This window comes from Actinoplanes subglobosus, assembly GCF_042650585.1.
Taxonomy (GTDB): Bacteria; Actinomycetota; Actinomycetes; order Mycobacteriales; family Micromonosporaceae; genus Actinoplanes; species Actinoplanes subglobosus.
This window is the reverse complement of record NZ_JBHSBL010000020.1, coordinates 625,745-649,150: the sequence shown is the minus strand read 5'-3', so window position 1 is coordinate 649,150 and position 23,406 is coordinate 625,745. Positions and strand designations below refer to the sequence as shown.

General features: G+C 70.1%; 23 protein-coding genes. 8 read left to right on the top strand and 15 right to left on the bottom strand.

Annotated elements, in window-relative coordinates; genetic code table 11:
• Nucleotides 1-40 precede the first annotated feature (40 nt).
• From ACFO0C_RS32160 to ACFO0C_RS32135, 6 genes are all read right to left on the bottom strand, one after another.
• Nucleotides 41-1,411 (bottom strand): LLM class flavin-dependent oxidoreductase, encoded by a 1,371-nt coding sequence (locus ACFO0C_RS32160; RefSeq protein WP_378070478.1) that lies wholly within the window; start codon nucleotides 1,409-1,411, stop codon nucleotides 41-43.
• On the bottom strand, nucleotides 1,411-2,307 hold the full coding sequence (locus ACFO0C_RS32155; protein WP_378070477.1) for a TauD/TfdA dioxygenase family protein: 897 nt from the start codon (nucleotides 2,305-2,307) through the stop codon (nucleotides 1,411-1,413). Before ACFO0C_RS32155 ends, ACFO0C_RS32160 begins: the two co-directional genes overlap by 1 nt.
• An 11-nt stretch (nucleotides 2,308-2,318) precedes the next feature.
• A complete protein-coding gene (locus ACFO0C_RS32150) occupies nucleotides 2,319-3,140 on the bottom strand; it encodes an ABC transporter permease (protein WP_378070476.1) in 822 nt (273 codons plus the stop codon).
• Complete coding sequence (locus tag ACFO0C_RS32145) at nucleotides 3,133-3,933, bottom strand: ABC transporter ATP-binding protein (protein WP_378070475.1); 801 nt, start codon at nucleotides 3,931-3,933, stop codon at nucleotides 3,133-3,135. Before ACFO0C_RS32145 ends, ACFO0C_RS32150 begins: the two co-directional genes overlap by 8 nt.
• A complete protein-coding gene (locus tag ACFO0C_RS32140) occupies nucleotides 3,930-4,955 on the bottom strand; it encodes an ABC transporter substrate-binding protein (protein ID WP_378070474.1) in 1,026 nt (341 codons plus the stop codon). The genes ACFO0C_RS32145 and ACFO0C_RS32140 overlap by 4 nt, the downstream gene beginning before the upstream one ends.
• A gap of 357 nt (nucleotides 4,956-5,312) precedes the next feature.
• Nucleotides 5,313-6,359 carry a sporulation protein gene (locus ACFO0C_RS32135; RefSeq protein WP_378070473.1) on the bottom strand — a complete coding sequence of 349 codons (1,047 nt, stop codon included), beginning with the start codon at nucleotides 6,357-6,359 and terminating at the stop codon, nucleotides 5,313-5,315.
• A gap of 117 nt (nucleotides 6,360-6,476) precedes the next feature.
• Here ACFO0C_RS32135 and ACFO0C_RS32130 point away from each other — a divergent pair, with 117 nt between their 5' ends.
• Nucleotides 6,477-6,833: a cupin domain-containing protein gene (locus ACFO0C_RS32130; protein WP_378070472.1), complete on the top strand. Its 357-nt coding sequence runs from the start codon at nucleotides 6,477-6,479 to the stop codon at nucleotides 6,831-6,833.
• 61 nt (nucleotides 6,834-6,894) lie between these two features.
• A complete protein-coding gene (locus ACFO0C_RS32125) occupies nucleotides 6,895-7,353 on the top strand; it encodes a hypothetical protein (RefSeq protein WP_378070471.1) in 459 nt (152 codons plus the stop codon).
• Nucleotides 7,354-7,357: 4 nt separating this feature from the next.
• Here ACFO0C_RS32125 and ACFO0C_RS32120 read toward each other — a convergent pair whose 3' ends face one another.
• Entirely contained in the window at nucleotides 7,358-9,664 is a 2,307-nt protein-coding gene (locus ACFO0C_RS32120) for a PAS domain S-box protein (protein ID WP_378070470.1), read from the bottom strand.
• A 78-nt stretch (nucleotides 9,665-9,742) separates the two neighbouring features.
• Between ACFO0C_RS32120 and ACFO0C_RS32115 the strand changes: the two genes are divergently transcribed.
• A complete protein-coding gene (locus ACFO0C_RS32115; RefSeq protein ID WP_378070469.1) occupies nucleotides 9,743-10,531 on the top strand; it encodes an SAM-dependent methyltransferase in 789 nt (262 codons plus the stop codon).
• Nucleotides 10,532-10,779: 248 nt separating this feature from the next.
• On the opposite strand, the gene ACFO0C_RS32110 is transcribed toward ACFO0C_RS32115, so the two are convergent.
• A complete protein-coding gene (locus ACFO0C_RS32110) occupies nucleotides 10,780-11,316 on the bottom strand; it encodes a hemerythrin domain-containing protein (protein WP_378070468.1) in 537 nt (178 codons plus the stop codon).
• Between the two features lie 122 nt (nucleotides 11,317-11,438).
• Here ACFO0C_RS32110 and ACFO0C_RS32105 point away from each other — a divergent pair, with 122 nt between their 5' ends.
• Entirely contained in the window at nucleotides 11,439-11,753 is a 315-nt protein-coding gene (locus ACFO0C_RS32105) for a DUF3817 domain-containing protein (protein ID WP_378070467.1), read from the top strand.
• A gap of 47 nt (nucleotides 11,754-11,800) precedes the next feature.
• Here ACFO0C_RS32105 and ACFO0C_RS32100 read toward each other — a convergent pair whose 3' ends face one another.
• The 5 genes from ACFO0C_RS32100 to ACFO0C_RS32080 are packed head-to-tail and all read right to left on the bottom strand — an operon-like array spanning nucleotide 11,801 to nucleotide 16,863.
• On the bottom strand, nucleotides 11,801-12,739 hold the full coding sequence (locus ACFO0C_RS32100; RefSeq protein ID WP_378070466.1) for a cyclase family protein: 939 nt from the start codon (nucleotides 12,737-12,739) through the stop codon (nucleotides 11,801-11,803).
• Nucleotides 12,723-13,865 carry an alpha/beta hydrolase family protein gene (locus ACFO0C_RS32095; RefSeq protein WP_378070465.1) on the bottom strand — a complete coding sequence of 381 codons (1,143 nt, stop codon included), beginning with the start codon at nucleotides 13,863-13,865 and terminating at the stop codon, nucleotides 12,723-12,725. Before ACFO0C_RS32095 ends, ACFO0C_RS32100 begins: the two co-directional genes overlap by 17 nt.
• Entirely contained in the window at nucleotides 13,866-14,801 is a 936-nt protein-coding gene (locus tag ACFO0C_RS32090; RefSeq protein WP_378070464.1) for a fumarylacetoacetate hydrolase family protein, read from the bottom strand.
• A gap of 14 nt (nucleotides 14,802-14,815) precedes the next feature.
• Complete coding sequence (locus ACFO0C_RS32085; protein WP_378070463.1) at nucleotides 14,816-15,757, bottom strand: VOC family protein; 942 nt, start codon at nucleotides 15,755-15,757, stop codon at nucleotides 14,816-14,818.
• A gap of 11 nt (nucleotides 15,758-15,768) precedes the next feature.
• Nucleotides 15,769-16,863 carry an FAD-dependent monooxygenase gene (locus ACFO0C_RS32080; protein WP_378070462.1) on the bottom strand — a complete coding sequence of 365 codons (1,095 nt, stop codon included), beginning with the start codon at nucleotides 16,861-16,863 and terminating at the stop codon, nucleotides 15,769-15,771.
• 112 nt (nucleotides 16,864-16,975) lie between these two features.
• Between ACFO0C_RS32080 and ACFO0C_RS32075 the strand changes: the two genes are divergently transcribed.
• Both ACFO0C_RS32075 and ACFO0C_RS32070 read left to right on the top strand, forming a co-directional pair.
• Nucleotides 16,976-17,905, top strand: coding sequence for a LysR family transcriptional regulator (locus ACFO0C_RS32075; RefSeq protein WP_378070461.1), 930 nt, complete (start codon nucleotides 16,976-16,978; stop codon nucleotides 17,903-17,905).
• A 105-nt stretch (nucleotides 17,906-18,010) separates the two neighbouring features.
• Nucleotides 18,011-19,195 (top strand): MFS transporter, encoded by a 1,185-nt coding sequence (locus ACFO0C_RS32070; RefSeq protein ID WP_378070460.1) that lies wholly within the window; start codon nucleotides 18,011-18,013, stop codon nucleotides 19,193-19,195.
• Between the two features lie 186 nt (nucleotides 19,196-19,381).
• Here ACFO0C_RS32070 and ACFO0C_RS32065 read toward each other — a convergent pair whose 3' ends face one another.
• The gene (locus tag ACFO0C_RS32065; protein ID WP_378070459.1) at nucleotides 19,382-19,957 is read right to left on the bottom strand and encodes a DUF2087 domain-containing protein; all 576 of its coding nucleotides are present in this window, start codon (nucleotides 19,955-19,957) and stop codon (nucleotides 19,382-19,384) included.
• 194 nt (nucleotides 19,958-20,151) lie between these two features.
• On the opposite strand from ACFO0C_RS32065, the gene ACFO0C_RS32060 reads away from it, so the two are divergent.
• Nucleotides 20,152-21,258, top strand: a complete 1,107-nt coding sequence (locus ACFO0C_RS32060) for a lytic polysaccharide monooxygenase auxiliary activity family 9 protein (RefSeq protein WP_378070458.1) — start codon at nucleotides 20,152-20,154, stop codon at nucleotides 21,256-21,258.
• 349 nt (nucleotides 21,259-21,607) lie between these two features.
• The gene (locus ACFO0C_RS32055; RefSeq protein WP_378070457.1) at nucleotides 21,608-22,153 is read left to right on the top strand and encodes a hypothetical protein; all 546 of its coding nucleotides are present in this window, start codon (nucleotides 21,608-21,610) and stop codon (nucleotides 22,151-22,153) included.
• A gap of 128 nt (nucleotides 22,154-22,281) precedes the next feature.
• Here the strand turns inward: ACFO0C_RS32055 and pcaDC are convergent, their stop codons facing one another.
• A complete protein-coding gene (gene pcaDC, locus ACFO0C_RS49060; protein WP_449191353.1) occupies nucleotides 22,282-23,394 on the bottom strand; it encodes a bifunctional 3-oxoadipate enol-lactonase/4-carboxymuconolactone decarboxylase PcaDC in 1,113 nt (370 codons plus the stop codon).
• Nucleotides 23,395-23,406 lie beyond the last annotated feature (12 nt).

The window sequence follows — 23,406 nt, the reverse complement described above, 5'->3', positions numbered from 1 at the left end:
GCCGCCCCCCGCCGGGCCGGGAGGGCCGGGCGCGCTGCTGTTATCGGGTGAGCGCGCCCGTGTTCGCGGTGACGGTGGTGTTGCGGTTCGCCGGGCGGGGCAGGCCGTAGTGCTCGCGCAGCGTGCGACCGGTGTACTCGGTGCGGAACCGGCCGCGGTCCTGGAGGATCGGCACGACCTGGTCGACGAAGGCTTCCAGTCCCGACGGCAGGACCGGGGCCATGATGTTGAAGCCGTCGGCGGCGCCGTTCTCGTACCAGTGCTCGATCTTGTCGGCGACCTGGACCGCCGTGCCGGTGAAGGTCAGGTGGCCGCGACCACCGCCGAGGCGGCCGATCAGTTCACGGACGGTGAGGTTCTCCCGGCGGCCGAGGTTGACGACCAGGGTGCGCCGGCTCTTGGCGCCCTCGATCTGTTCCTCCTCCGGCAGGTTCGCCGGCAGCTGCTCGTCCAGGGACAGGTCCGACGGGTCGACGCCGATCAGCCCGGCGAGCTGGGCCAGTGCGTATTCGGGGCGGATCAGGCGTTCGAGTTCGGCTTCCAGCGCGTCCGCCTCGGCCTGGGTGCGGCCGATGATCGGGACGATCCCGGGCAGGATCTTGATGTGGCCGGGGTCGCGGCCGAACTCGAAGGTGCGGCGCTTCAGGTCGTCGTAGAACTCCTGCGCGTCGGCGAGCGTCTGGTGTGCGGTGAAGACGGCTTCGGCGTACTTTGCGGCGAAGTTGCGGCCGTTCTCCGACGATCCCGCCTGGACCAGCACCGGGTGTCCCTGTGCGGAGCGCGGGACGTTGAGCGCCCCGGCGACCGAGTAGTAGTTCCCCTTGTGTGCGGGCGGGTAGATCTTGGTGTCGTCGCCCCAGACGCCGGTCTCCTTGTCGGCGACGATGGCCTCGTCGTCCCAGGAGTCCCAGAGTTTGAGGGAGACCTCGACGAACTCGGCGGCCCGCTCGTACCGCTCCTTGTGGGCGGGCAGGTGGTCGAGGTTGAAGTTGCGGGCGGCGTCGAGGCCCGCGGTGGTGACGATGTTCCAGCCGGCCCGGCCGCCGGACACGATGTCCAGGGAGGCGAAGCGGCGGGCCAGGTTGTAGGGCTCGTTGTAGGTGGTCGACGCGGTGGCGATCAGGCCGATGTGCTGGGTGGCCCCGGCAAGGGCGGTGAGCAGCACGGTCGGCTCGAGGACGCCGGACGGGCGGCGGCCGACCTGGTCCCAGAGGACCGGCCCGTCGGCCAGGAACAGCGAGTCGAGGCGGCCGCGCTCGGCGATCCGGGCCAGGTTCTTGAAGTGTTCGACGTCGAGGTCGGCGTACGGGTCGCTCTCCGGCAGCCGCCAGGAGGCCTCGTGGTGCCCGACGCTCATCAGGAAGGCGTTGAGGTGAAGCTGCCCCGGACGGCTGCTGGACGAGGACGGCATCACTGCACCTGCGGGGTGTAGTGGGTGGCCTCGTCGCCTTCGAGGATCCGCGACTTCTCGCCGTTCACGCCGACCGGGACGTCGCCGGCGACGGTGACACGGTGCAGCTTGCGGGCCAGGTCGCCGTAGTCGTCGGCGGCGTAGTGCTGGGTGGACCGGTTGTCCCAGACGACGATGTCGCCGACCTGCCAGTGGTGGCGCAGGGTGTTCTCCGGGCGGGTCACGTAGTGCTGGAGCAGACGCAGGATGTCGCGGCCCTCGGTCTTGGACAGGCCGATGATCCCGGTGACGAAGTTGCCGATGAACAGGTTCGGCACGCCCGAGTCGGGGTTGACGCGGACGACCGGGTGGGCGGTGCGGTAGCGGGTGGAGACGAAGACCTTCTGGTACTCGTCGACCTCGGCCGACCGGAACTGCGGGTGCTCGGCGTAGTCGTACTCGTTGGAGTGCTCGGCCCACAGCCGGTCGGCCAGCAGGCGCAGGTGTTCGGGCAGGTCGGCGTAGGCGGCGGCGGTGTTGGAGAAGAGGGTGTCGCCGCCGTAGGGCGGGATGACGAGGCTGCGCAGCGTGGTGGCCTTGGGCGGGGCGACCACGAACGTCACGTCGGTGTGCCAGGCGTTGGCGCGGGCACCCTCACCGCCGGCCACCTCGAGGACGTTGGCCTGGCCGTCGACGGACGGGACGGTCGGGTGGGCGAGGGTCAGCTCACCGAAGATCGAGGCGAACCGCTGGTGCTGCTCGTCGTCGAGATGCTGGCCGCGGAAGACCAGCACCTTGTGCTCGACCAGGGCGTCGTGGATCGCGCCGGCGTCGCCGGGCTCGATCGGCTGTTTCAGGTCGATGCCGGCGACCTCGGCTCCGATCCGGCCACCGATGCGCGTGATGTCGATGCTCATGGGACGTCCTTTCAGCTGTTGGTGCGCCAGGTGGAGAACCGGCGCTCGGTGACGATGAGGAGCTGGTTGACCAGCAGGCCGATCGCGGAGATGGTGATGATCCCGGCGTACATGTCGGGGACCGCGAAGTTGTACTGGGCGTAGTTGATGAGGTAGCCGAGGCCGGCTTTGGCGCCGACCATCTCGGCGGCGATCAGGATGAGGATCGAGGCGGCGCCGGCCAGCCGGATACCGGTGAAGATCGTCGGCACGGCCGCGGGGAGGACGACCTTCTGGAAGAGCCGGATCGGTCCCAGGCCCAGCGATCGGGCCGATTTGATCAAGAGCGGATCGACGGTACGGACACCGCTGACCGTGTTCAGCAGGATCGGCCAGGTGCAGCCGTACAGGATGATCGAGATCTTGGAGGTCTCCCCCAGGCCGAGGATGAGCACGAAGACCGGCAGGATGGCCAGGGCCGCGGTGTTGCGGAACACTTCGAGCAGCGGGTTCAGCAGGTTGGCGACCGGGCTGTACCAGCCGATCAGCAGGCCCAGCGGCACGGCGATGAGGATGGCCAGGCCGAATCCGGCGGCCGAGCGGATCAGGCTGGCCTCGGTGTGGCTCCACAGCTGGCCGGACACGAGCAGGTCCCACCAGGCGACGAGCACCTCGGACAGTGGCGGCAGGAAGGTCGCGTCGACCACGCCGAGGCGCGGCAGGATCTCCCAGACCAGGGCCAGGATCCCGATCGCGACGGTACGGGTGAGGACCGCCCCGGCGATTCTGATCGCACCGAGGAGGACCGGCTTCGGACGGGTGACCGGCAGCGTGCGGATGCTGATGCTAGACATTGACCTTCAACTCCTCGTTGCGGGCTCGGTCGACCTCGTCGCGCAGCAGGGTCCAGATCTCGTGGCGGTACCTGGTGAACTCGGGGTCGGAGCGCAGGTCCTCGGTGGCCGACCGGGCGTCGATCGGCACCTCCACGACCTCCTTGATCCGCCCGGGCCGGGAGGTGAGGACGGCGACCCGCTGGCCGAGGTAGACGGCCTCCTCGATGCCGTGGGTGATGAAGACGACGGTCTTGCCGGTCTTCTCCCAGATCCGCAGCAGCTCGTCCTGGAGCCCGTCGCGGGTCTGCGCGTCCAGAGCGGCGAACGGCTCGTCCATCAGCAGCACGTCCGGGTCGAAGGCGAGGCTTCGGGCGATGGCGACGCGCTGTTTCATGCCGCCGGACAGTTCGTGCGGGTAGCGGTCGTGGAAGCCGGCCAGCCCGACCAGGTCCAGGTATTCGCGGGCTTTCGCGGCCCGCTCGCGACGGCCGACGCCCTTGGCCTCCAGCCCGAACTCGACGTTGCCCTGGGCGGTGCGCCAGGGCAGCAGCGCGTACTGCTGGAAGACGATGCCGCGGTCCAGGCCGGGGCCGGTGACCGGTTTGCCGTCGACCAGGATCCGGCCGCTGGAGATCTCGCTGAGACCACCGAGCAGGTCGAGCAGTGTGGATTTGCCGCAGCCGCTGGGTCCGACGATGACCAGGAACTCGCCGTCGCGTACCTCCAGGTTGATGTCCTGCAGTGCGGTGACCGTCTTGCCGCGGGCGGTGAAGGTCTTGCCGACGTTCTCGAAGACGATCTTCGAGGTCATGCGGCACCGCCGGTGGCGTAGGAGTTGTAGTCGTTGCTGAAGATGTCGGTGGCCTTGATGTCCTTCTTCAGCTCACCGGCCCGGTCCAGCCACTCGATCCAGGTGGTGAACTCGCGCTCCTCGATGACGCCACCCTTGCCGTTGACGCCGTAGCTCTTCCAGAACTTGGTCTGGCTGTCGTCCTCCTCGCGGCCCCGCTTCTTGATGATCTCCTGGAGCTTGGTGATCACCTGCTCGCGCGGGGTGGTGCGGGACCATTCGATGGCCTTGCCGACGCCGGAGACGAAGGTCTTCACGGTGTCCGGGTTCTTCTTGAGGAAGTCGTCGCGGACGATGTAGCTGCCCGCGGTGAACTTCCCGAGCAGGTCGTAGTCGGTGTAGAGGGCGTGGATGCCGCCCCGGTCGAGGGCCTTGTCGCGCAGCGTGCCGCCGAGTGCGGCGACGTCGATCTGCTTGGCGCGCAGCGACTGCTCGGTGTTGACCGGTGGCACCACGATCAGCTCGACCTGCTTGATCTCGTCGTCGGTGAGACCGGCCTTGGCGAGGTAGGTCTTGGTGATCGCCTCGGAGTGGGCGCCGAGGGTGTTGACGCCGATCTTCTTGCCGATCAGGTCGCGGGCGCTCTTGATCGGGCTGTCGTCGAGGACGTAGAAGCCGTTGAAGGTGACGTCGTCGACGCCGTAGTAGCCGATGACCGCGGTGATCGGGGCGCCCGAGGAGGCGAGTTTGACGATCGCGCCGTTGAAGGCGCCACCGAAGTCGGTGTCGCCGGTGGTGGCGGCCTGGATGTCCTGCGGGCCGCTGATCGTGTTGCCGATCCAGTTGAGCTTGAGATCACCGAGGTAGCCGAGTTCGGCGGCCAGTTCGGGCAGTGTCACCGCGCCCACGCTGCCCTGGTAGCGGAGTTCCTTGACCTGCTCACCGGCGGCGGCCGCCTCGTCGGATCCGCCGCAGGCGGCAAGGCCGGAGACGGCGAGGACGCCGGCCAGTACGGCGGCTAGTGCGGATCTGCGCGTGGTCATGGAGGACTCCTTAGGGAGGGAAGAGGCGTGCGTCATCGACCGGCGGCCGGGGAGGCCGCCGGTGGGCAGAAGGCAGGGTTCAGCGCGCCGGACGGAGACCGGCGTGGTCAGGGAGGGGCCTGGAGGGGCGGGACTTCGCCGTCCTGCTCAACAGGCGCAGGTACACACCCGGAGGAAGTCGACGAAGCGGCGCCGGATGAGGCGCTTGCTTCGGGTCATGGGAGCAACGTAATTGGCCGTGCACGCCACGTCAGCCGGTTTGTGACCCAGGACACATACATTTCCCATAGAGTGAGTAGAGATTAGGGCGTGAAAGAGGGGCGGGAGCAACCGCTCCCGCCCCTATGATCAGGCCTTTTACTCGCCGAAGTCCTCGAACGCGTCGCCGACCTCGTCGATGGCCTCACCGGCCAGGTAGCCCGCCGCGAGACCGCCGGCGATGCCCATCGCCATGCCGCCCATGCCCGAGCCGTGGTGGCCGTGCTGGCGGTAGTGACCGTGGTGCCCGTGCCCGCCGTGGCCGTAACCCGGCTGCGGGTGGTGGCCGTAACCGGGCTGCGGGTGCCCGTAACCCGGCTGGGGGTGGTGGCCGTAACCCGGCTGCGGCGCCCCGAAGCCCGGCATCGACTTGCGGCGGTCCACCGACTGGCGGACCCAGCCGTCGACGACCTGGCGCCAGTCGGTGGTGTCGGCGTCGGCGTGCGACACCGTGTAACGCCCGTAGGTGTCGTGGCCCTGGGTGAACAGGCCGCCGCGCTTGTCGAACTCCAGCACCACCTCGACCTGGTGCGGGCTCGTCACGAAGGTCAGCTCGACCTCGTTGATGGCGTGCGCGTACTGCTGCGGCGGGTAGTACTCGATCTCCTGGTAGAACGGCAGCGTCTGGTGGACACCGTAGATCTGCCCGTACTCCAGGTCGGCGGACTTGAACCGGAAACCGAGCTGCTGGAAGGCGTCGAGGATGCGCTGCTGGATGGGCAGCGGGTGCACGTGCACCGCGTCGAGGTCACCCTTGTCGATGGCCCGGGCGATCGCCAGCTCGGTGCGCACGCCCATCACCATGCCGCGCAGCGTCTGCCCGTAGACCGTGGTGATCGGCGTCTCCCACGGCATGTCGATGCGGAACGGGATCGACAGCTGCTGGCCGGGGGCCAGGCGCATCCGGCCGGCCACCGGGACCCGGAGGAAGTCGCTGACGGCCGAGTAGTCACCGCCGCCGCCCTCCACCTCCATGCGGGTGACGAGACCGAGGGTGATGTGCTCGATGTCGGCGTCCTGCGTGCCGCCCATCAGGTTGACGTTGCCGGTCAGCGGAGCACCGGGGTAGGTGCTCGGGTTCGACAGCACAGTGTCGACACTCGGGCCACCGACTCCCAGGGCACCGAGCAACTTCTTGAAGACCACGATGTTCTCCCGCTTCGAAACGTGCCTGGAAACCTAGCAACGCCCGCTGTACGAACGCTGGGAAAGCACTGGTCCAGCGCGATCCCTTAACAGACGGTACGACTATCGTGCAAGGTCATGGAGCATGTCACCGAGCCTGTCACCGTTTTCCGCCTGAACGAAGTGTCCGTGGCGCACGAGCCCGCGTCCGCCGACGTCGTCGTGAGCGGGGCGCCGACGCTCGGTGCCACCGCCGTGACCACGCTCGACGGGCTCGGTGCCGAGATCGGCGTGTGGGAGATGAGCGCGGGTGCGGTCCGTGACGTGGAGGCCGAGGAGGCGTTCGTGCTGCTCGCCGGACGGGGCGTGATCGAGGTCGAGGGCGGTCCGGCGGTGGAGATCCGGCCGGGCGACCTGGTCCGGCTGGCCGCGGGCACCCGGACCGTCTGGCACGTCACCGAGCCGCTGCGGAAGGTCTACGTCACCGGGGCCTGATCCACACAGGACGCCCGCGGGGTTTTCCGGGGGCTGTCCCCCGGCATATTCTGCGCGGGCCATGGCCATCCTCGCGCCGCCCTATCGGCCCTCCTCACCGGGGTTCCCGCCGGTCGACTCGTCACGCCGTGACGACGACTCGGCGATCGCGGTCACGCTGCGGCACGCGCCGCTCGCCTTCCTGCTGCGGTTCTCCGCCCCGGTGCTGGAGATCGACGGGCAGGGCGTGCCGGCGTACTGGGGGCGGGTCGTGCAGTCGGTCACGCTCGGCGAGCACCACGTGCACGTCCATGTGCCGTGCGTGGCCCCGTCCCGGATCGGCTCGGCCGACACGACGGTGGTCGCGGTGCCCGGCCGGACCGTCGAGCTGGAGTACCGGGCGCCGATGCTGTCGTTCCTGCGCGGCGCGCTCGGCGTCCCGCCGCAGCGGTACCCGGGCGCCGCTGCCGCCACCGTGTTGCTGCTGCTCACCGCCACCCTGGCGGTCTGCGCCTGCGTGGGGTTGTTCCTGACCGGCTGACCCCTCAGGGCCGGGCGCGGAGCTCGTCGTGCAGCGCGCGCATCAGCTCGGCGCTGGTGAACGGTTTCTCCAGCAGGTGCACGTCAGCGGCCAGGGTGCCGTGCGTGGTCAGGACCGGCTGGGCGTACCCGGACATGAAGAGGACCCTGGTGTCCGGCCACCGGGACCGGACCGCATCGGCCAGGTCCTTGCCCAGCATGTTCGGCATGATCACGTCGGTGAGCAGGACGTCGACGGTGTTCTCGGCGGCCAGCCGCAGCGCCTCCTCGCCGCCGTCGGCGGCCAGCACGGTGTAGCCGCCACGCCGCAGGATCCGGCAGGTCACCTCGCGCAGGGCGCTCTCGTCCTCGACCACCAGCACCGTCGCGCCGTGCCCGGCCAGACCGGCCGCCACGTCCTCCGGGGCCTCCTGGTGCGCCTCGACGTCGGTGGCCGGCAGCAGGATGGTGAACGTGGTGCCGATGCCCGGCTCCGAGTAGATCTGCACCGTCCCGCCGGCCTGCGTGATGATGCCGTAGACCGTGGCCAGGCCCAGCCCGGTGCCCTGACCACTGGGTTTGGTGGTGAAGAACGGCTCGAACGCCTTGTCGATCACCTCCTTGGGCATGCCGGTGCCGGTGTCGGACACCCGGAGCCGCACGTAACAGCCGGTCGGCAGGCCGGACCGGGCGGCGGCGTGCTCGTAGTCGACGTCGACCAGGGCGGTGTCGATGGTGAGGCGGCCGCCGGTCGGCATCGCGTCGCGGGCGTTGACGGCCAGGTTGACCAGCACCTGCTCCAGCTGGCCCGGGTCGGCCATCACCGACGGCAGCTCGGCCGTGGTCCGCACGGTCAGCGCGATGTGCTCGCCCAGCGACCGTTTCAGCATCTGGTGAACCTCGGTGACCACGGTGTTCAGGTTGAGCGGGCGGGGGCGGATCACCTCCCGGCGGGCGAAGGCGAGCAGCTGGTGGGTGAGGTCGCTGCCCCGGCGGGCGGCCCGGGCGATCTGCTCGGCGTCGGTCGCCGGTGGTGTGCCGGCCGCGTCCTCGACGATGAACGACGCGTAGTTGAGGATCACCGCGAGCAGGTTGTTGAAGTCGTGGGCGATGCCGCCGGCCAGCTGGCCCAGGCTCTCCAGCCGCTGCGCCTGCTGCATGCGGGCCTCCAGCCGCTGCCGATCGGTCTCCTCGCGCAGCCGCCGCCGCTCCTCCTCGGCGGCCAGCCGGTCGGTGATGTCGCGGACCACCGCGACGATCACCACGCCGCTGTCGGTGTGCAGGGCGCTGCACGCGATGTCGACCGGAACCTCGACGCCGCCGCGCCGGACCGCCCGGCGGGTGGCCCAGCGCTGGTCCGGCTCGGCCTCGGCCCGCTCGGCGTCCAGCGGGGTGCTGTCCCCCGCGGTCCGCAGCACCACCGACGCCGCCGGCAGCCCGTCCGGCAGGAGCAGCGCCGCCGGCATGTGCAGCAGGTCGTATCGGGGATGCCCGAACAGCCGCTCGGCCTCCGCGTTGACCAGCACGACCTCGCCCGACTCGGCGACGCCCAGGACCGCGTCCGGCGCCGCGTCGAGGATCGCCTGCACCCGGGCCTCGGCCCGCTCCCGATCGCTGATGTCGCGGGTGATGCTGGTCGTGCCGACGATCGTGCCGCGCTCGTCGAGCAGCGGCGACACCAGTGTGGACACCGCGATGGTCTCGTCCTTGGCGGTGCGGCGGACACTGCGGTAGCGGTCCACCCGGCCACCCAGGCGCACCATCAGCCGGACCTGCTCCTCGTCGCCGCGACGGTCCTCCGGGATGATCTCGTCGATCGGGAGGCCGATCATGTCCGACGCCGGGTGGCCGTAGAGGGTCTCGGCGCCCGGGTTCCACGACAGGACCCGGCCGTCCAGGTCGATGGTGACGATCGCGTCGTGCGACGACTGCACGACCGAGGCGAGCAGCGACCGCGTCCGGGCCGCCTCGCGTTGCACCGTGTCGTCGCGGAGCACGGCGGTCACGTACGTCTCCCCGTCCGGCGCGGCCACCGCGGACAGCGAGATCTCGACCGGGAAGACGCTGCCGTCACGTCGCAGGCCGCGCAGCGGCATCCGCCGCAGCGGTTGATGGGCACTCGAGAGGTACGCACGCCGCTGCCCCGGATGCACGTCGCGGGACTCCTCCGGAACCAGGTCGTCGACCGAGCGCCCGACCAGGTGCTCCCCGGCCCAGCCGAACATGTCGTGGGCACGCCGGTTGGCCATGGTGATCGTGCCGTCCGAACGGCTCACGATGATCGCGTCCGGGGCGGTGTCGAGCAGGAGCCCCGGGATGCCGGCTGACTCCACCCATGCCTCCCACCCCCTAAAATACTTCTATTGCGATATTTCGGTATCAGGTTGTGAATTTCGGGGAAATCTGGTTGAGTGAGCACCGATCAGCCGCCGATCGACCCGAATCGTCCCAGCGCCGCCCGAATCTACGACGCCTTTCTCGGCGGCAGCCACAACTTCGCCGCCGACCGGGCCGTGGCCGCCCGGGCCGCCGAGATCCTGCCCGAGGTCACGCTGATCGCCCGCGCCAACCGCGACTTCCTCCAGCGGGCCGTGCGGTACGCGGCCGCCCGTGGCATCCGTCAGTTCCTCGACCTCGGCTCCGGCATCCCCACCGAACGCAACGTGCACGAGGTCGCCCGGGAGGTGTCACCGGACTGCCGTGTCGTCTACGCCGACCTGGACCCGACCGCGGTCCTCTACGCCCGGCACCTGCTCGGCGACGACGAACGCACCGCGATCGTCCGGGGCGACCTGCAGGATCCGGCCACGATCCTGGACCGCCCCGAGGTGCGGGGGCTGCTCGACCTGGACCGCCCGGTCGCCGTCCTGATGGTCGCGGTGCTGCACTTCCTGCCGGACGGGCCGGCCCTCGACGCGGCGCTGCGGGCCTACCGCGACACGGCCGCTCCGGGCAGCGTGCTGGTGATCTCGCACGCCGCCCCCGGCGGCACGCCCGACCTCACCGACCGGGTGGCCGACCTCTACAACCGCAGCGGTGCCCCGCTCGTTCTCCGGGACGCCGGTCAGGTGGCCCGCTTCTTCGACGGCTGGAGGATGGTCGAGCCCGGTCTGGTACCCGGCCCGCTGTGGCGTCCCGACGGCGAGCCGGTCACCGACGCGGCCCGATACCTGACCCTGGCCGGCGTCGGCGAGCGATAGCGATCCCGGCATCGGCCGGCCGGTCGTAGCCGTCGCAGCTGTCCTCCGGCTCGACGTCGATGAGATCCAGCAGGTCGGGACCGGAGTGCCCGGTGTCGACCGTGCCACCGATCAGCCCGAGCAGGGCGGCACAGTTGCGCCCGTACCCCTGCACCATGCGATCCACCCGGGTCGGATGCCCGCACCGGCGACAGGGCCGCATCCGCTCCGGCCGTGACTCACCCACGTGACCAGTATCGGCGTGCCGATCAGGATTCGCTCAGGGCGTCGGCCAGTTCCTGCTTGTTCATGTGGGAACGGCCGGGGATCTGCTGTTCGCGGGCCTTCTCGTACAGTTCGCGCCTGGTCGACTCGTGCATGTCGGCGCCGGTGGCCTCGAGGAAGCGGCGGCCCATCTCCGCGCGCTCGGTGGCGTCGAGGCGCTCGGTGAGGATCGGCAGCAGGTCCTGCTCCTCCTCCTGGACGTGATGCCGCAGTTCCCCGGCGATCGCCGCGATGGTGCCGTCGAATCCGGGGTCGTCATCGTCGCCACGCAGCAGGTTCTGGAGCATCTCCTCGACCTGATGATGCTCGGCGGCACCGTCTTTGATCTCTTCACCGATCTCGCCCGCCAGGTCACGGATGGCGGGATAGACGAACGACTCCTCGGCCTCGGAGTGTGGCAGGAGAAGCTTCGCCACCTCCCGCATCAGCGCCGCACTGTCCTCGTTCCCCTCCTCGGCGCGGGTCAGCAGTTCGTCGACCTGGCGGTGCTGCTCCTTGATGATCTCCACAATGTCCGGCACGGCTCCCCCTCTGTCAGTGGACTGGGGGTCGAAATACCCGGAATGAGAAGGATCATCCTTCAGGAAACGCACATCTTCCCGGTCGTACGCTGCGGTGAGAGTCATGTGAGGGGAGTTCCAGGGTGCAACCGTTCCGGATTTTCAGGATCACCGCCATCGCCGAGGCGTTCTCGTGGACGGGTCTGCTCGTCGGCATGTTCCTGAAATACGTCACGGAGACCACCGAGGCCGGGGTGTGGCTGTTCGGCCGGCTGCACGGCGCCCTGTTCGTCGCCTACCTGGCCGCGACCCTCTGGGTGGCGTGGGCCGAGCGCTGGTCGCGGTGGCGGGTGCTGTTCGGTCTGGCCGCCTCGATCCCGCCGCTCACCACGCTGCTGTTCGAGCGCTGGGTGGCCAGGCGCCGCCCGGCGGCGGAGCCGGCGGCCGCCACCGCCTGAGTTCCGCCGCCGATGGGGGCGTGCCCGCGGGCGCGCCCCCATCGGCGTCACTTCACCGCGATCGGGTTCACCGGGGAGCCGACCGCACCGGTGATCGGCAGCGGGGCCGCGGTCAGCCAGAACTCGTAGGTGCCGTCGGCGGCGCAGTCCGCGGCGAGGGCGTCCAGGTCCCACATCTCGCCGAGGAAGAGCCCGATGTGCGGGATGGCGACCTGGTGCAGCGGCTGGAACGCGTCGTCGAACTCGTTGGGCCGCACCTCGAAACCCCAGGTGTCGGTGGCGATGGCGGCGATCTCGCTCTGGTACAGCCAGTCGGCGGTGGTGAACGACAGCCCGGGGGCCGGGCCACCCGCGTAGTCGCCCCAGCCGTCGCGGCGGGCGCGGGCGAGTTGCCCGGTGCGAATCAGGACGATGTCGCCCCGGCCCACCGAGAGACGATGCTCGTCGATCTTCGCCATCAGGTGGGACGTCGTGATGGCGAATCCGTCGGGCAGGTCACCGAAGTCCAGCAGCACCCCGCGCCCGGCGATCACGTCGGCGACCGTCTCGATGCCGGTGAAGCCGTCACCGAGGCTGGTCACCACGTCGGCGGCCCGGCGACCGTTCCAGGCGTAGCCGTGGTCGAAGATGTGGCCGAGACCGTCCCACTGGGTGGAGCACTGCAACGGCATGGCGATCACGTCGTCGGCGCCGCCGATGCCGTGCGGGAAACCCTGCACGCCGGCGGCCGCGTCGGTGCCGGTGTCGAGCATCGTGTGCACCGGGTTGGTGCGTCGCCGCCAGCCCTTCTGCGGGCCGTCGGCGTCGAACGACTGCGACAGCGAGAACGACACCCCGCGTCGCACCAGCGCCGCGGCTTCCACGCGCTTCGCCGGGGTCAGGAAGTTCATGGTGCCGCGTACGTCGTCCGCGCCCCACCGGCCCCAGTTGGAGCATCGTTTCGCCGCCGCCGCGATCGAGCCCTCCGGGTCAGTCCTGGAGAACATCGAGGACCCAGTCGGCGATGTACGTCTGCACGTGCGCGAAGTGATCGAGGCCGATGTGCTCCGCCCCGCCTTCGGCCGGTGTGAAGATCCGCAGCTCACGCCGGGGTGAGTTGACCGCCTGCTGGTACGAACGGTGCGCGTAGGCCAGCGGGATCTGCCGGTCGTTCTCACCGTGGCAGATCAGGAACGGCACGGTGATGTTCTCCACCACGCCGTCGAGGTTGACCGCCTCCGCCTTCTTGATGAACGTGTCGAGGTCGGTCTCGCCCCACACCCAGAGCACATGGTCCCAGTAGTGCGGGACCGGGTTCTCCCCCTCGCGCTCCAGCCGGCGTTTCTGCACGGCACCCCAGTCGTGGTTGGCACCCCAGGCCACGCAGAGCGCGAGCCGCTTCTCGAAGGCGGCGGCCCGGGGGGCGTAGTAGCCGCCCAGCGACCATCCCACCAGCCCGATCTTCCCGGTGACGACGTCGTCGCGGGTCAGCAGGTAGTCGACACACGCCGCGGCCCAGTCCTCGGTCTCGACCCGCGAGGTCAGCCCGAGGAAGCGCAGCGTCTCACCGCTGCCCGGGCAGTCGACCATCAGCGTGTTGATGCCCCGCGCGGCCATCTCGTGCGCGAACCCGGAGGCGTACATGTGTTCCTTGGTCGAGTCGAGCCCGTTCCACAGGATGATCGTCGGTGCCGGGCCGTCCGAGGCCTTCTTGAAGTACGCCGGGAGCAACGCGCCCTCGAACGGGATCGCGACACGGGTGGTCGCCGGGTCGATCAGGTCGAACGCCTTCTGCTGAAGGTCGAGGAGCCGTTGGTAGAACGCCTTCCGGTCGGGTGCCTTGGCGCTCTGCATCCGCTCGGCCTGTGCCAGGTAGTTGGTGGCCCGCTGATACTTCTGCCCGGCGGTCCGCGGGTGCCCGGCCGCCTCGTCGGCCGCGGCCTGCGACGCCAGGTCCTCGGCCACGGCGGCCCACGACGCCATGAACTCACGGGTCCCGACGTCGGCGCCCCGGGTGGCGAGTTCCTTGATCGGGCGGCAGGCCCGGTCCACCTCGTCGATCAGGCCACCGCTGTTCAGGGTGGCGACGACGCCCAGGTTCCAGACGTAGTTGCCGGGGAAGTACTCGAACATTCAGTGCTGCCTCTCTGCGCGTGCCCGCGACGCGTCGCGACGCCGGACACGGGGAAGATCATCGGTGGGAGGTGCTGAGGTGACCCGGTTGGTGAGGCTGCCGATGCCCTCGACGGTCAGCGTCACCACATCGCCGTCGGCCAGCGGTGGCGGATCCTGGCGGCCGTTGCGGCCCCACAGCTCGGCCAGGCAGCCGCCGTTGCCGACGGTGCCCGACCCGAGCAGGTCACCGGGCTCGACACGGGAGTCCCGGGCGGCGTAGGCGATCATCGTCTCGAAGGTCCAGCCCATGTTGCCGAGCAGGTCACGGCCGACCTCGACACCGTTGACCTCGGCCGTGCACCAGAGGTCGAGGAAACCGTCGGCGTCCCGGGCCGGTTCCAGGTCGTCGGCGGTGACGATCCACGGGCCGAGGCTGCTCGCGAAGTCCTTGCCCTTGGCCGGGCCGAGCCTTACCTGCATCTCGCGGCCCTGCAGGTCACGGGCCGACCAGTCGTTGAATACGGTGTAGCCGAAGACGGTCCGGCCGGGCCCGGCGATCGCCGCGACCTCCAGCTCGAAGTCACGGGCCACCGACGCGGCCGGGAACGGGATGTCGTCACCGGGGCCGAAGATCGCGTGCGGGTTGGTGAAGTAGAAGGTGGGCGCGTCATACCAGGCGTCCGGGACTCCGGCCGCGCCGTCGATGCTGCGCCGCACCCCGTCCACGTGTTCCTCGAAGGCGACGAAGTCACGGAACGAGGCCGGTCTCAGTGGCGCGAGCAGACGGACCTCGGCGAGCGGGAGGGTCTGGGCGACATCGAGCCGGTACGCCGCGTCGACCCCTCCGGCGACGATCGCCTCCATCGCCGGATCGCCCGCGAACACCCGTACCGCATCGTCCTCGATCCTGCCGGTCTTGATCTCCCCCGCGTGCTGGAAACGTGCGAGGCGCATGTCCCGGACCTCCCTCAGACCGGTGGGGCGACGAAGATGCCGCGGTCGACGTCGTTGAAGGACTGCTTGGCGACGAACTCGTTCATCGGATTCGCCGTCCCCCACTGGTCACTCACGGTGGGGTCGGAGAAGTCGTAGATGTGCGGGTGCCAGCTGTCCTCGTCGAGTTCCTCCAGCTCGGTGGTGTACTCGATGGTGTTCCCATGCGGGTCGAGGAAGTAACTGAACGTGTTGTTCCCGGCCATGTGCCGGCCCGGCCCCCACACCTTCTCGACGCCGCCGCGCAGCAGCCGGCCGGTGCCGCGCATGTACTCGTCGATGCCGCGCATCTCGAACGACGCGTGGTGCAGGGCGACGTGCGGGCCACGCGCGACGGCCAGGCTGTGGTGCCAGCGGTTGGTCCGCAGGAACCACATCATCTCGCCCATCCGCGGGTGCATCAGGGTGTCCGAGAGAGCGAAGTTCAGGTGCTGGTTGTAGAACCCTACGGTCGCCTCCGGGTTCGGCGAGTTGATCACCACGTGCGAGAGCTTGACCGGGACGGCCTCGCCCTCGGCCAGCTTGCGGTGCTGCCGGACGGCCACGTCGCAGGACACCTCGACGGTACGGCCGTCGATGTCGAAGAAGCGGAAGCCGTACCCCCCGCCCGGGGTTTGGATCCTGCCCGGCTCGTTGATCAGTGTGACGCCGGAGCGGCCGAGACGTTCGGCGAGCGCGTCGACATCGGCCTGGTTCGCGGCGCCGAAGGCGATGAGGTCGAGCCGCTTCTCGGCGGCCTTGCGCAGCCGCACCGAATACTGCTCGGGTGAACCGGCCGCGGCCAGGAAGGCTAGGCCCTCATCGGTGGTCTCGGCGTCCAGGCCCCACATGTTCGTGTAGAACTCGAGCTGCCGGTCGTAGTCCGGCACGGCCAGGTCGACGTGGCGCAGATGGGTGATGAGGCGTTCGTCGTTCATCGAGGTTCCTTTCAGGCCGGCGAGGCGACGAGGTGCGCGACGCGGGCCATCAGGCCGGGCACGTCGCCGCGCTCGTGGGCGAGCTGCCAGCGGGTCAGTTGCAGGGAGGCCTCGACGACCGTCTTCGCGCGGTCCAGGCGGCGGGCGGTGAACTGCGACCAGAGGGATTCGGTGAGCGCGTCCTCACGGAGCAGCAGCTCGGCCAGCACTGACGCGTCCTCCAGGGCCTGGGCGGCGCCCTGGGCGAGGGTGGGCGGGCAGCTGTGCGCGGCGTCGCCGATCAGGACCACGTTTCCGCGGTGCCAGGGGCCGTCGATGATGTGGCTCTCGAAGGCGGTGTAGTTGACGCGGGCCGGGTCGGTCAGGTTCTCCCGGATCTCGTCCCACGGGCCGTGGTAGGCGCCGGCCAGCTCCCGCATCGTGGCCAGGGCCTCCTCCGGGGACAGGCCGGACCGGTCCCGCACGTCCTCGACCAGGTACGCGTAGAGCGTGTCGGCACCGGTCGGGCAGTACCCGGCGATGTAGGCGGGCCCGCCGTAGAACAGGTCGGTCCGGGTCACACTCGCCGGCCGTTTGGTGAACGTGCGCCAGATGCCCATGCCGACCGGCTGCGGCTCGACGTCGATGCCGAGCTGCCCACGGGTCCACGAGCGCAGCCCGTCCGCGCCGATCACCAGGTCGTATTTCGCCGTGATGTCGTCGAGAGAAGCCGGCCTGGTGTTGAACCGCACCGTCACGCCGACTTCCCGCGCGCGCTCGATCAGGATCTTCGCCAGGGTGGGCCGGTACATGCCGAGCGTGGCGGGCAGGTCCTCGCCGCCGGTGCGGATGTCGGTGAGCTCGGCGATCAGGGTGCCGGCCGGGTCCGGGGCACGCAGGCCGAGCGTGTCGAACTCGTACCCCTCGGCCTTGATCCTCTCCCAGACGCCGAGCTGCCGGAGCACGCGCAGCGCGTTGCCCTGCAGGGTGATGCCGGAGCCGAGGGCGGCCACATCGGGCTTCAGGTCGATCAGCTCGACCGAGACGCCGCCCTCGGCGAGCAGGATCGCCACGGCGGTGCCCGCGGCGCCGCCACCGACGACCAGAACATTACGAACTGCTGGCACGGCGGTTTCCCTTCTGTTTCCTCTGTGACTGGGACCACTGTCCCGTGCCGTCCGGCCATCAGGGAAGCTCAACTTGGTGATCGCAGCCATAGCTCCGGCTTATAGTCGCGGGATGGCCGTCGACCGTGTGCTGGCGAACCTCGATCTCAACCTCCTGCTCACCCTCGACGCCCTGCTCAGGGAGCGGAACGTGACACGGACGGCGGAGCGGCTCGGCGTCAGCCAGCCCGCCGTCAGTGGCGCGCTCAGCCGGCTGCGGCGTCATTTCGGTGATCAGCTGCTGGTCCGGGTCGGTAACCGGTACGACCTGACCCCGCTCGCCACCCGGGTGGCCGCACTGACCGGGCCCGCGCTGGCCGGGGTGCGGCGGGTCTTCGACGCCACCGCCGAGTTCGACCCGTCCGGGCTGGACCGCGAGTTCACCATCGTCAGCTCCGACTACGCGGCGACGGTCCTCGGGCCGCTGATCGCCCGGCGGTTCGCGGCCCAGGCGCCCGGGGCCCGGCTGCGGCTGCAGCAGACCACGCCGTACGCGGTGGACCACGCCGCCGACACCCTGCGCACCGCCGACGGCCTGATCATCCCGCACGGTTTCGTCACCGGACTGCCCTATCTGGACCTCTACGCCGACCGCTGGGTGTGCGTGGTCTCCGCCGACCACCCCGACGTCGGTGACGCGCTCACCATGGACCAGCTCGCCGAACTACCCTGGGTGGTGATCTTCGACCGGCCGACGGCGTTCGCCCCGGCCTCCCGTCAGCTGCGGATGCTCGGCATCGAGGCCCGCGTCGAGGTGGTCGTCGACGGGTTCGCGCAGATGCCGTTCCTGGTCGCCGGTACCCGCCGGGTCGCCCTGCTGCAGGAGCGCCTGGCCCGGCTGCTCGCCCCGGTCGCCGGGATCGGGATGCTGGACTGCCCGTTCGACGTCGTCCCGGTGGCCGAGGCGTTCTGGTGGAACCCGATGTTCCGCAACGACCCGGCCCACATGTGGCTGCGCGACGTGCTCCTGTCGGCCGCCGCCGAGCTGCGTCCATCAGCCTGAGTTATGAGGGGCATCAGCGGATCCGTCTTCCGCTGATGGTGCGCGTCCGCACATAGTTCAGGACCACCACGTGTGACCTGGACCACTCATCATGAAGGGCCTTCCATGCCCGCTGCTCTCCAGCGACAAGCCGGCCTGCCGCAGCTCGTCCTGCTGCTCGCCGGCAGCTGCCTGTCCGTCCTCGGCGCCGTCCTCATCGCGCCGGTGCTGCCACAGATGGCCGACCACTTCGCCGGCACACCCGGTGCCGACGTACTGGTCCCGATCGTCCTCACCGTGCCGGCCCTGATCATCGGCCTGACCGCGCCGTTCGCCGGATTCATCGCCGACCGGATCGACCGCAAACGGGTGCTGATCATCGCGATGATCGGCTACACGATCTTCGGGACCGCGCCGCTCTACCTGGAGTCTCTCGGATCGATCATCGGCAGCCGGGTCCTCGTCGGACTCTGCGAAGCCGCGATCATGACGTGCTGCACGACGCTGATCGCCGACTACTGGTCGGGGCCGCGGCGCAGCCGCTATCTCGGTCTCCAGACACTGCTCGCCTCCGTGTCGGCGACCGTCTTCCTCGGCGTCGGCGGGGCACTCGGCTCGTCCGGGTGGCGCGCCCCGTTCTGGCTCTACCTGGTGGCGGGCGTGCTGGCCGTACCGATGGCGCTCTTCATCTGGCAACCCGCCGCCGGTGGCGAGAGGACCGCCCTCCCGCCGGTCCCGTGGCGCCAGCTTCGGGTGCCGTGCCTGGTCACGCTGGCCGGCGGGATCGTCTTCTACGCCCTCATCGTGGAACTGTCGTTCGTCCTCGACGAGGTCAGCGTCACCGCCACCGCCACGATCGGCGCGCTCAGCGCCCTGATGTCGCTGGCCACCGCGATCGCCGCCGGATCGTTCGCCAAACTCTCCCACCGCACCCCGCGCGAACTGCTGCCGGTCGCCTTCGGACTGTCCGCCGCCGGCCTCCTGGTCATCTGGTCCAGCGCCTCGGTCCCGGTGATCACCGTCGGCGCGGTCCTCACCGGCGCCGGCACCGGCCTGCTGCTCCCGGTCCTGCTGACCTGGGCCACCAACGGGCTGTCCTTCGCCGAACGCGGCCGCGGCACCGGCCTCTGGACCGGCACCCTCTTCATCGGAGAGTTCCTCTCCCCGGTGCTGATCATGGGAATCGCGGGGGCGGCCGGCGGCCTGCGCCCCGCCCTCGGCGTCCTGGGAGTCCTGGTGGCCCTCCTGGCGGCCGGTTCACTCGCGATCGTCCCCCGCACCGCGGGACCACTCGACGTCACCCACGACTGATGAGGCAGGCGGTCCGGTTCCGCTCTCCGCGGTTCCGGACCGCTTCTTCCCGGTACGGCCACGCCCGGCCACCACGACATGAGGCGTCGACGCCGCTCCCGGTGCTGTGCCGGGCTCACGCCCACTCCGCTGCCTCACACGCCCAGGGCCCCGGGTCCGGGTCAAGGCCAGTCGGCTAGCCGTAGCTCACGCCGGGCTCAGTGATCCCACAGGCAGGACGCGGCCCGAGCCGTAGGACGTGCCGGCCCGGTCACGCTCCAGCCAGCCGGACTCGACGAGCATGCGGCGCACCGCTGCCACGTCGTCGGCGGCGCGGGCGATGCGATCGTTGACCTCTGACTCGCTGAGCACACCGTCGACGGCGACGAACCGCGCGAACAGCTCGGCCATCTGCTGGGCGCGCTCACTCAGCGTAGCCGGCAGGCTGGTCAGCCGGCCGTGCGCGAAGAACGACTTGAGCTGCGGATACTCCTTGAGGAGCGGGGCGATCGGCTGCGTCCGGTCGAGTGCCTGGGCGGCCTCCCGGAGCACCCCGTCACGAACGCGGTAGTAGCCGTTGCCGGTGCCGGTCGCCACGCCGGCGCCCACCAGGCGGCCGAGCAGCTCGGCGGCCTCGGACTGGGGTACGTCCAGGTGGATCGACATCTCGAAGATGGTGACACCGTCCGTGCCGTGCCGTGCCAGCTCGGCGAACGCCCGGCAGCGGATCGGATGGGACAGGAGCATCAGCAGACCCGCGGCGTGCGCGGCTTCGACGGACATCCCCTCACCGTAGGCACGCCCCGCCCCGGCGGCACCCGATTTTCATATTGACTTCTCTCGATCATTAGGCGAGGCTGTGGCCAGCACTGCCGCCGGAGCCACGCGGCGCGCGCGAGCCTGGGCAGCTCGCGGGCCGTCCACCGCAGGCGGGCCGTTTCCGACAACGGTCCCGAGCTCAGGAGTGCTGAGTTCAGATGCTCAAACCCGTACGCGTCAAATTCTTGATCTCCGCGGTCGTCGCCGCTCTCGCCGCGACGTTCGCCGTCCTCGCCGTGCAGAGCGGCCCGGCCGCCGCACACGGCAACATCGTCAGTCCCGCCTCCCGCAACTACGGCTGCTGGGAACGTTGGGGCTCCCGGTTCCAGGACCCGGTCATGGCGACCGAGGACCCGATGTGCTGGCAGGCGTGGCAGGCCAACCCCAACGCCATGTGGAACTGGAACGGCCTGTTCCGCGAAGGCGTGGCCGGCCAGCACGAGACCGTCATCCCGGACGGTCAGCTGTGCAGCGCCGGACACACCGAGAGCGGCCGCTACAACGCCATGGACGTGGTCGGCGACTGGAAGGCCACGTCGATCGGCAACTCGTTCACCGTGTCGCTGTTCGACGGGGCACGGCACGGTGCCGACTACATCCGGGTCTACGTGACCAAGGCCGGATACAACCCGGTCACGACCGCGCTCAAGTGGTCCGACCTGGAACTCATCAAGACGGTGCCGAACACCCCGGCCGCACAGTGGACGCAGCAGCTGTCCAACGGCGTGCAGATGGACATCCCGGCGAGTGTCTCCGGACGGTCCGGGCGGGCCATGATCTACACGATCTGGCAGGCCAGCCACCTGGACCAGTCGTACTACTTCTGCAGTGACGTGAACTTCGGCGGCACCACCAACCCGTCACCGTCGACCTCGTCGTCGCCCTCCCCCTCGAACCCGCCGTCGCCGTCGAACTCGCCGTCGCCGTCCACGTCGGTCTCGCCCAGCACCTCGAACCCGCCGGTCACCGGCTCCTGCGCCGCCACCCAGACGGTCACGTCGCAGTGGTCCGGCGGATTCCAGGGCGAGGTCAAGGTGACCGCCGGCAGCGCCGCGATCAAGACCTGGAAGGTGACGCTCACCTACCCCGGCACGCCGCCGATCTCCCAGGCGTGGAACGCGACACTGACCACGAGCGGCAACACGGTCACCGCGACCAATGTGTCCTACAACGGCGCCGTGGCGGCGGGCGCCAGCACGAGCTTCGGGTTCCTCGGCTCGGGCACGGCCTCCACGCCGACGATCACCTGCACTGCCACGACCTGAACCCCTCCCCTACCCGGTTCATTTTTGTTACAGTGCGATTAAGTGGGAGCGCTCCCAGAATCCCACGCCGTCCCCCACCGCAGAACGGAGGCAGAAAACCCCCGCGTGGCACGGCTCCGTCCACGCAGTGCCTCTCCTTCCAGGGGAGACGAGGCAGCCCCACCTCACTCCCCGCACCCTCCGCCGGCCGGAGGAGCAGTTCCAGCCACGGTCCCCGCCGCGGCTGAGCACGTCGGCAGCGGCACCGAGTCCCCGGACGTTCTCCGGGCCGGTGCCGCTGCCCCGCCATGCCCGGAATGGGTCGAATACGGGACGGCGCGGAACTGGCAGGTTCCATAAGAATGCCTCCATGAGCATTCACGGGGAGATCCGGAACACGGCCGTCGTCATCAGAAGACCCGAGGTACCACCGCCCGGCCGACGGGCGGTGCTCGCCGGACGCGTCGCGGCGCTGTCCGCCACCCTCGGATTCATGCCACTGCACATCGTGTGGGCCGCCGGCATCCCGCTCTTCGCGGACCCGGAGCTGTTCCGGCCCTGGCACGCCGACGGCGGTGGCTTCTACCTGTGGACCCTCACCGCACTCGCCGTCCTCCCGGCGGTGCACGCCTGCGCGCTGATCCGGCCGTGGGGGACGGTCTTCCCCGAGTGGACGCCGTGGAGCGGGCAGCGGGTCCCCCGCCGGTTCCTGATCGCCCCGGGATACGCCCTGGCCGCGGCACTGGGCGGTTACCTGCTGCTCGCCGCCGTGCTGATGATGGCCCAGTGGGACTCTCCGGACGCGATCTTCAGCCCGTGGACCGGCGTCTACGGCATCGCCCAGTTCGCGCTCTGGGTTCCGGCACTGGCGGTGGCCACCCGCTCCTACGCCCGGCGCACCCGCATCTGGGGCTGACGGCTCAGCCGGCCGTTGGCCTTGCGGCCGAACGAGCCCTCCCGGACGCATCCCGGCGAACATGGCGCCAACAGCTATCACACCGTGTCACCTACGGGCCCGGCTCGACGGTCGCCGGCCGGACCGGCTCATGGTTCGGCCAGCACCTTCTGCGCGATGCGGAACGCAGTGTTCGCGGCCGGTACACCGCAGTAGATCGCGGTCTGCAGGATCAGCTCCTTGATCTCGTCATCGGACAGGCCGTTGGTACGGGCCGCCCGCACATGCATCGCCAATTCCTCGTGATGTCCGAGAGCGATCAGAGCGGTGAGGGTGATCAGGGAGCGGTCACGGCGGGCCAGGCCGGGACGGGTCCAGATCTCCGCCCAGGCGTACCGGGTGATCATGTCCTGGAAGTCGCGGGTGAACGCGGTCGTCCCGGCGGTGGCCCGGTCCACGTGCGCCGGGCCGAGCACCTCCCGGCGGACCGTGATGCCCGCCGACCGGGTCTCGTCGAAGTGCTGATCGAGCAGGAAAGCCACCACCTCCGGGTTCTCCGCCGGCGCCAGGTGGGCGACACCGTCGAGGACCACGAGCCGGCCGTGCAGGACACCGTCGGCGATCGCGCGGAGACTGTCCGGCGGGGTCGGCTTGTCGTGCCCCCCGGCCACGGCCAGCACCGGGACGGCGATCTCGGCCAGCCGGTCCCGTACATCGAAATCGGCCAGCGCCTCGCACGCCCGCGCGTAACTCTCCGCGTCGGTGGCCCGCAGCGCCGCGATCAGCGACTCCGCCGCCGCCGGCTCGGGGCCCGGCGCGAACCAGCGCTCCCGGGCACCGGCCACCACCGCCTCGACACCCTCGGCCCGGACCAGTTCCGCCCGGTCGTGCCACATCGCCGGCTCGCCGATCCGCGCGCCGGTACAGAGCAGTGCGGCGGCGGCGACCCGGTCCGGCGCGTCCAGCAACAGTTGCAGGCCCACCGCGCCGCCGATCGAGTCACCGGCATAGGCGAACATCTCCCCGGGCCGGATCCGGTCGGCCAGCGCCAGCACGTCGCGGGCCAGGTCGGCCATCGTGAACGGGCCGGTCGCCGGGGCACTCGCGCCGTGACCGGGCAGATCCCAGCCGACCACGTGGTAGCGGCCGTACAGGCGCTCGGCGCACGCCGTCCAGAGGGTCGCGGCGCTGGTCCCGACGGACGGGCCGAGCAGCAGCAACGGCCTCCCGGGCGCATCGGTGAAGGTGGTCGCGGTCAGCACAGCTCTCCCTCT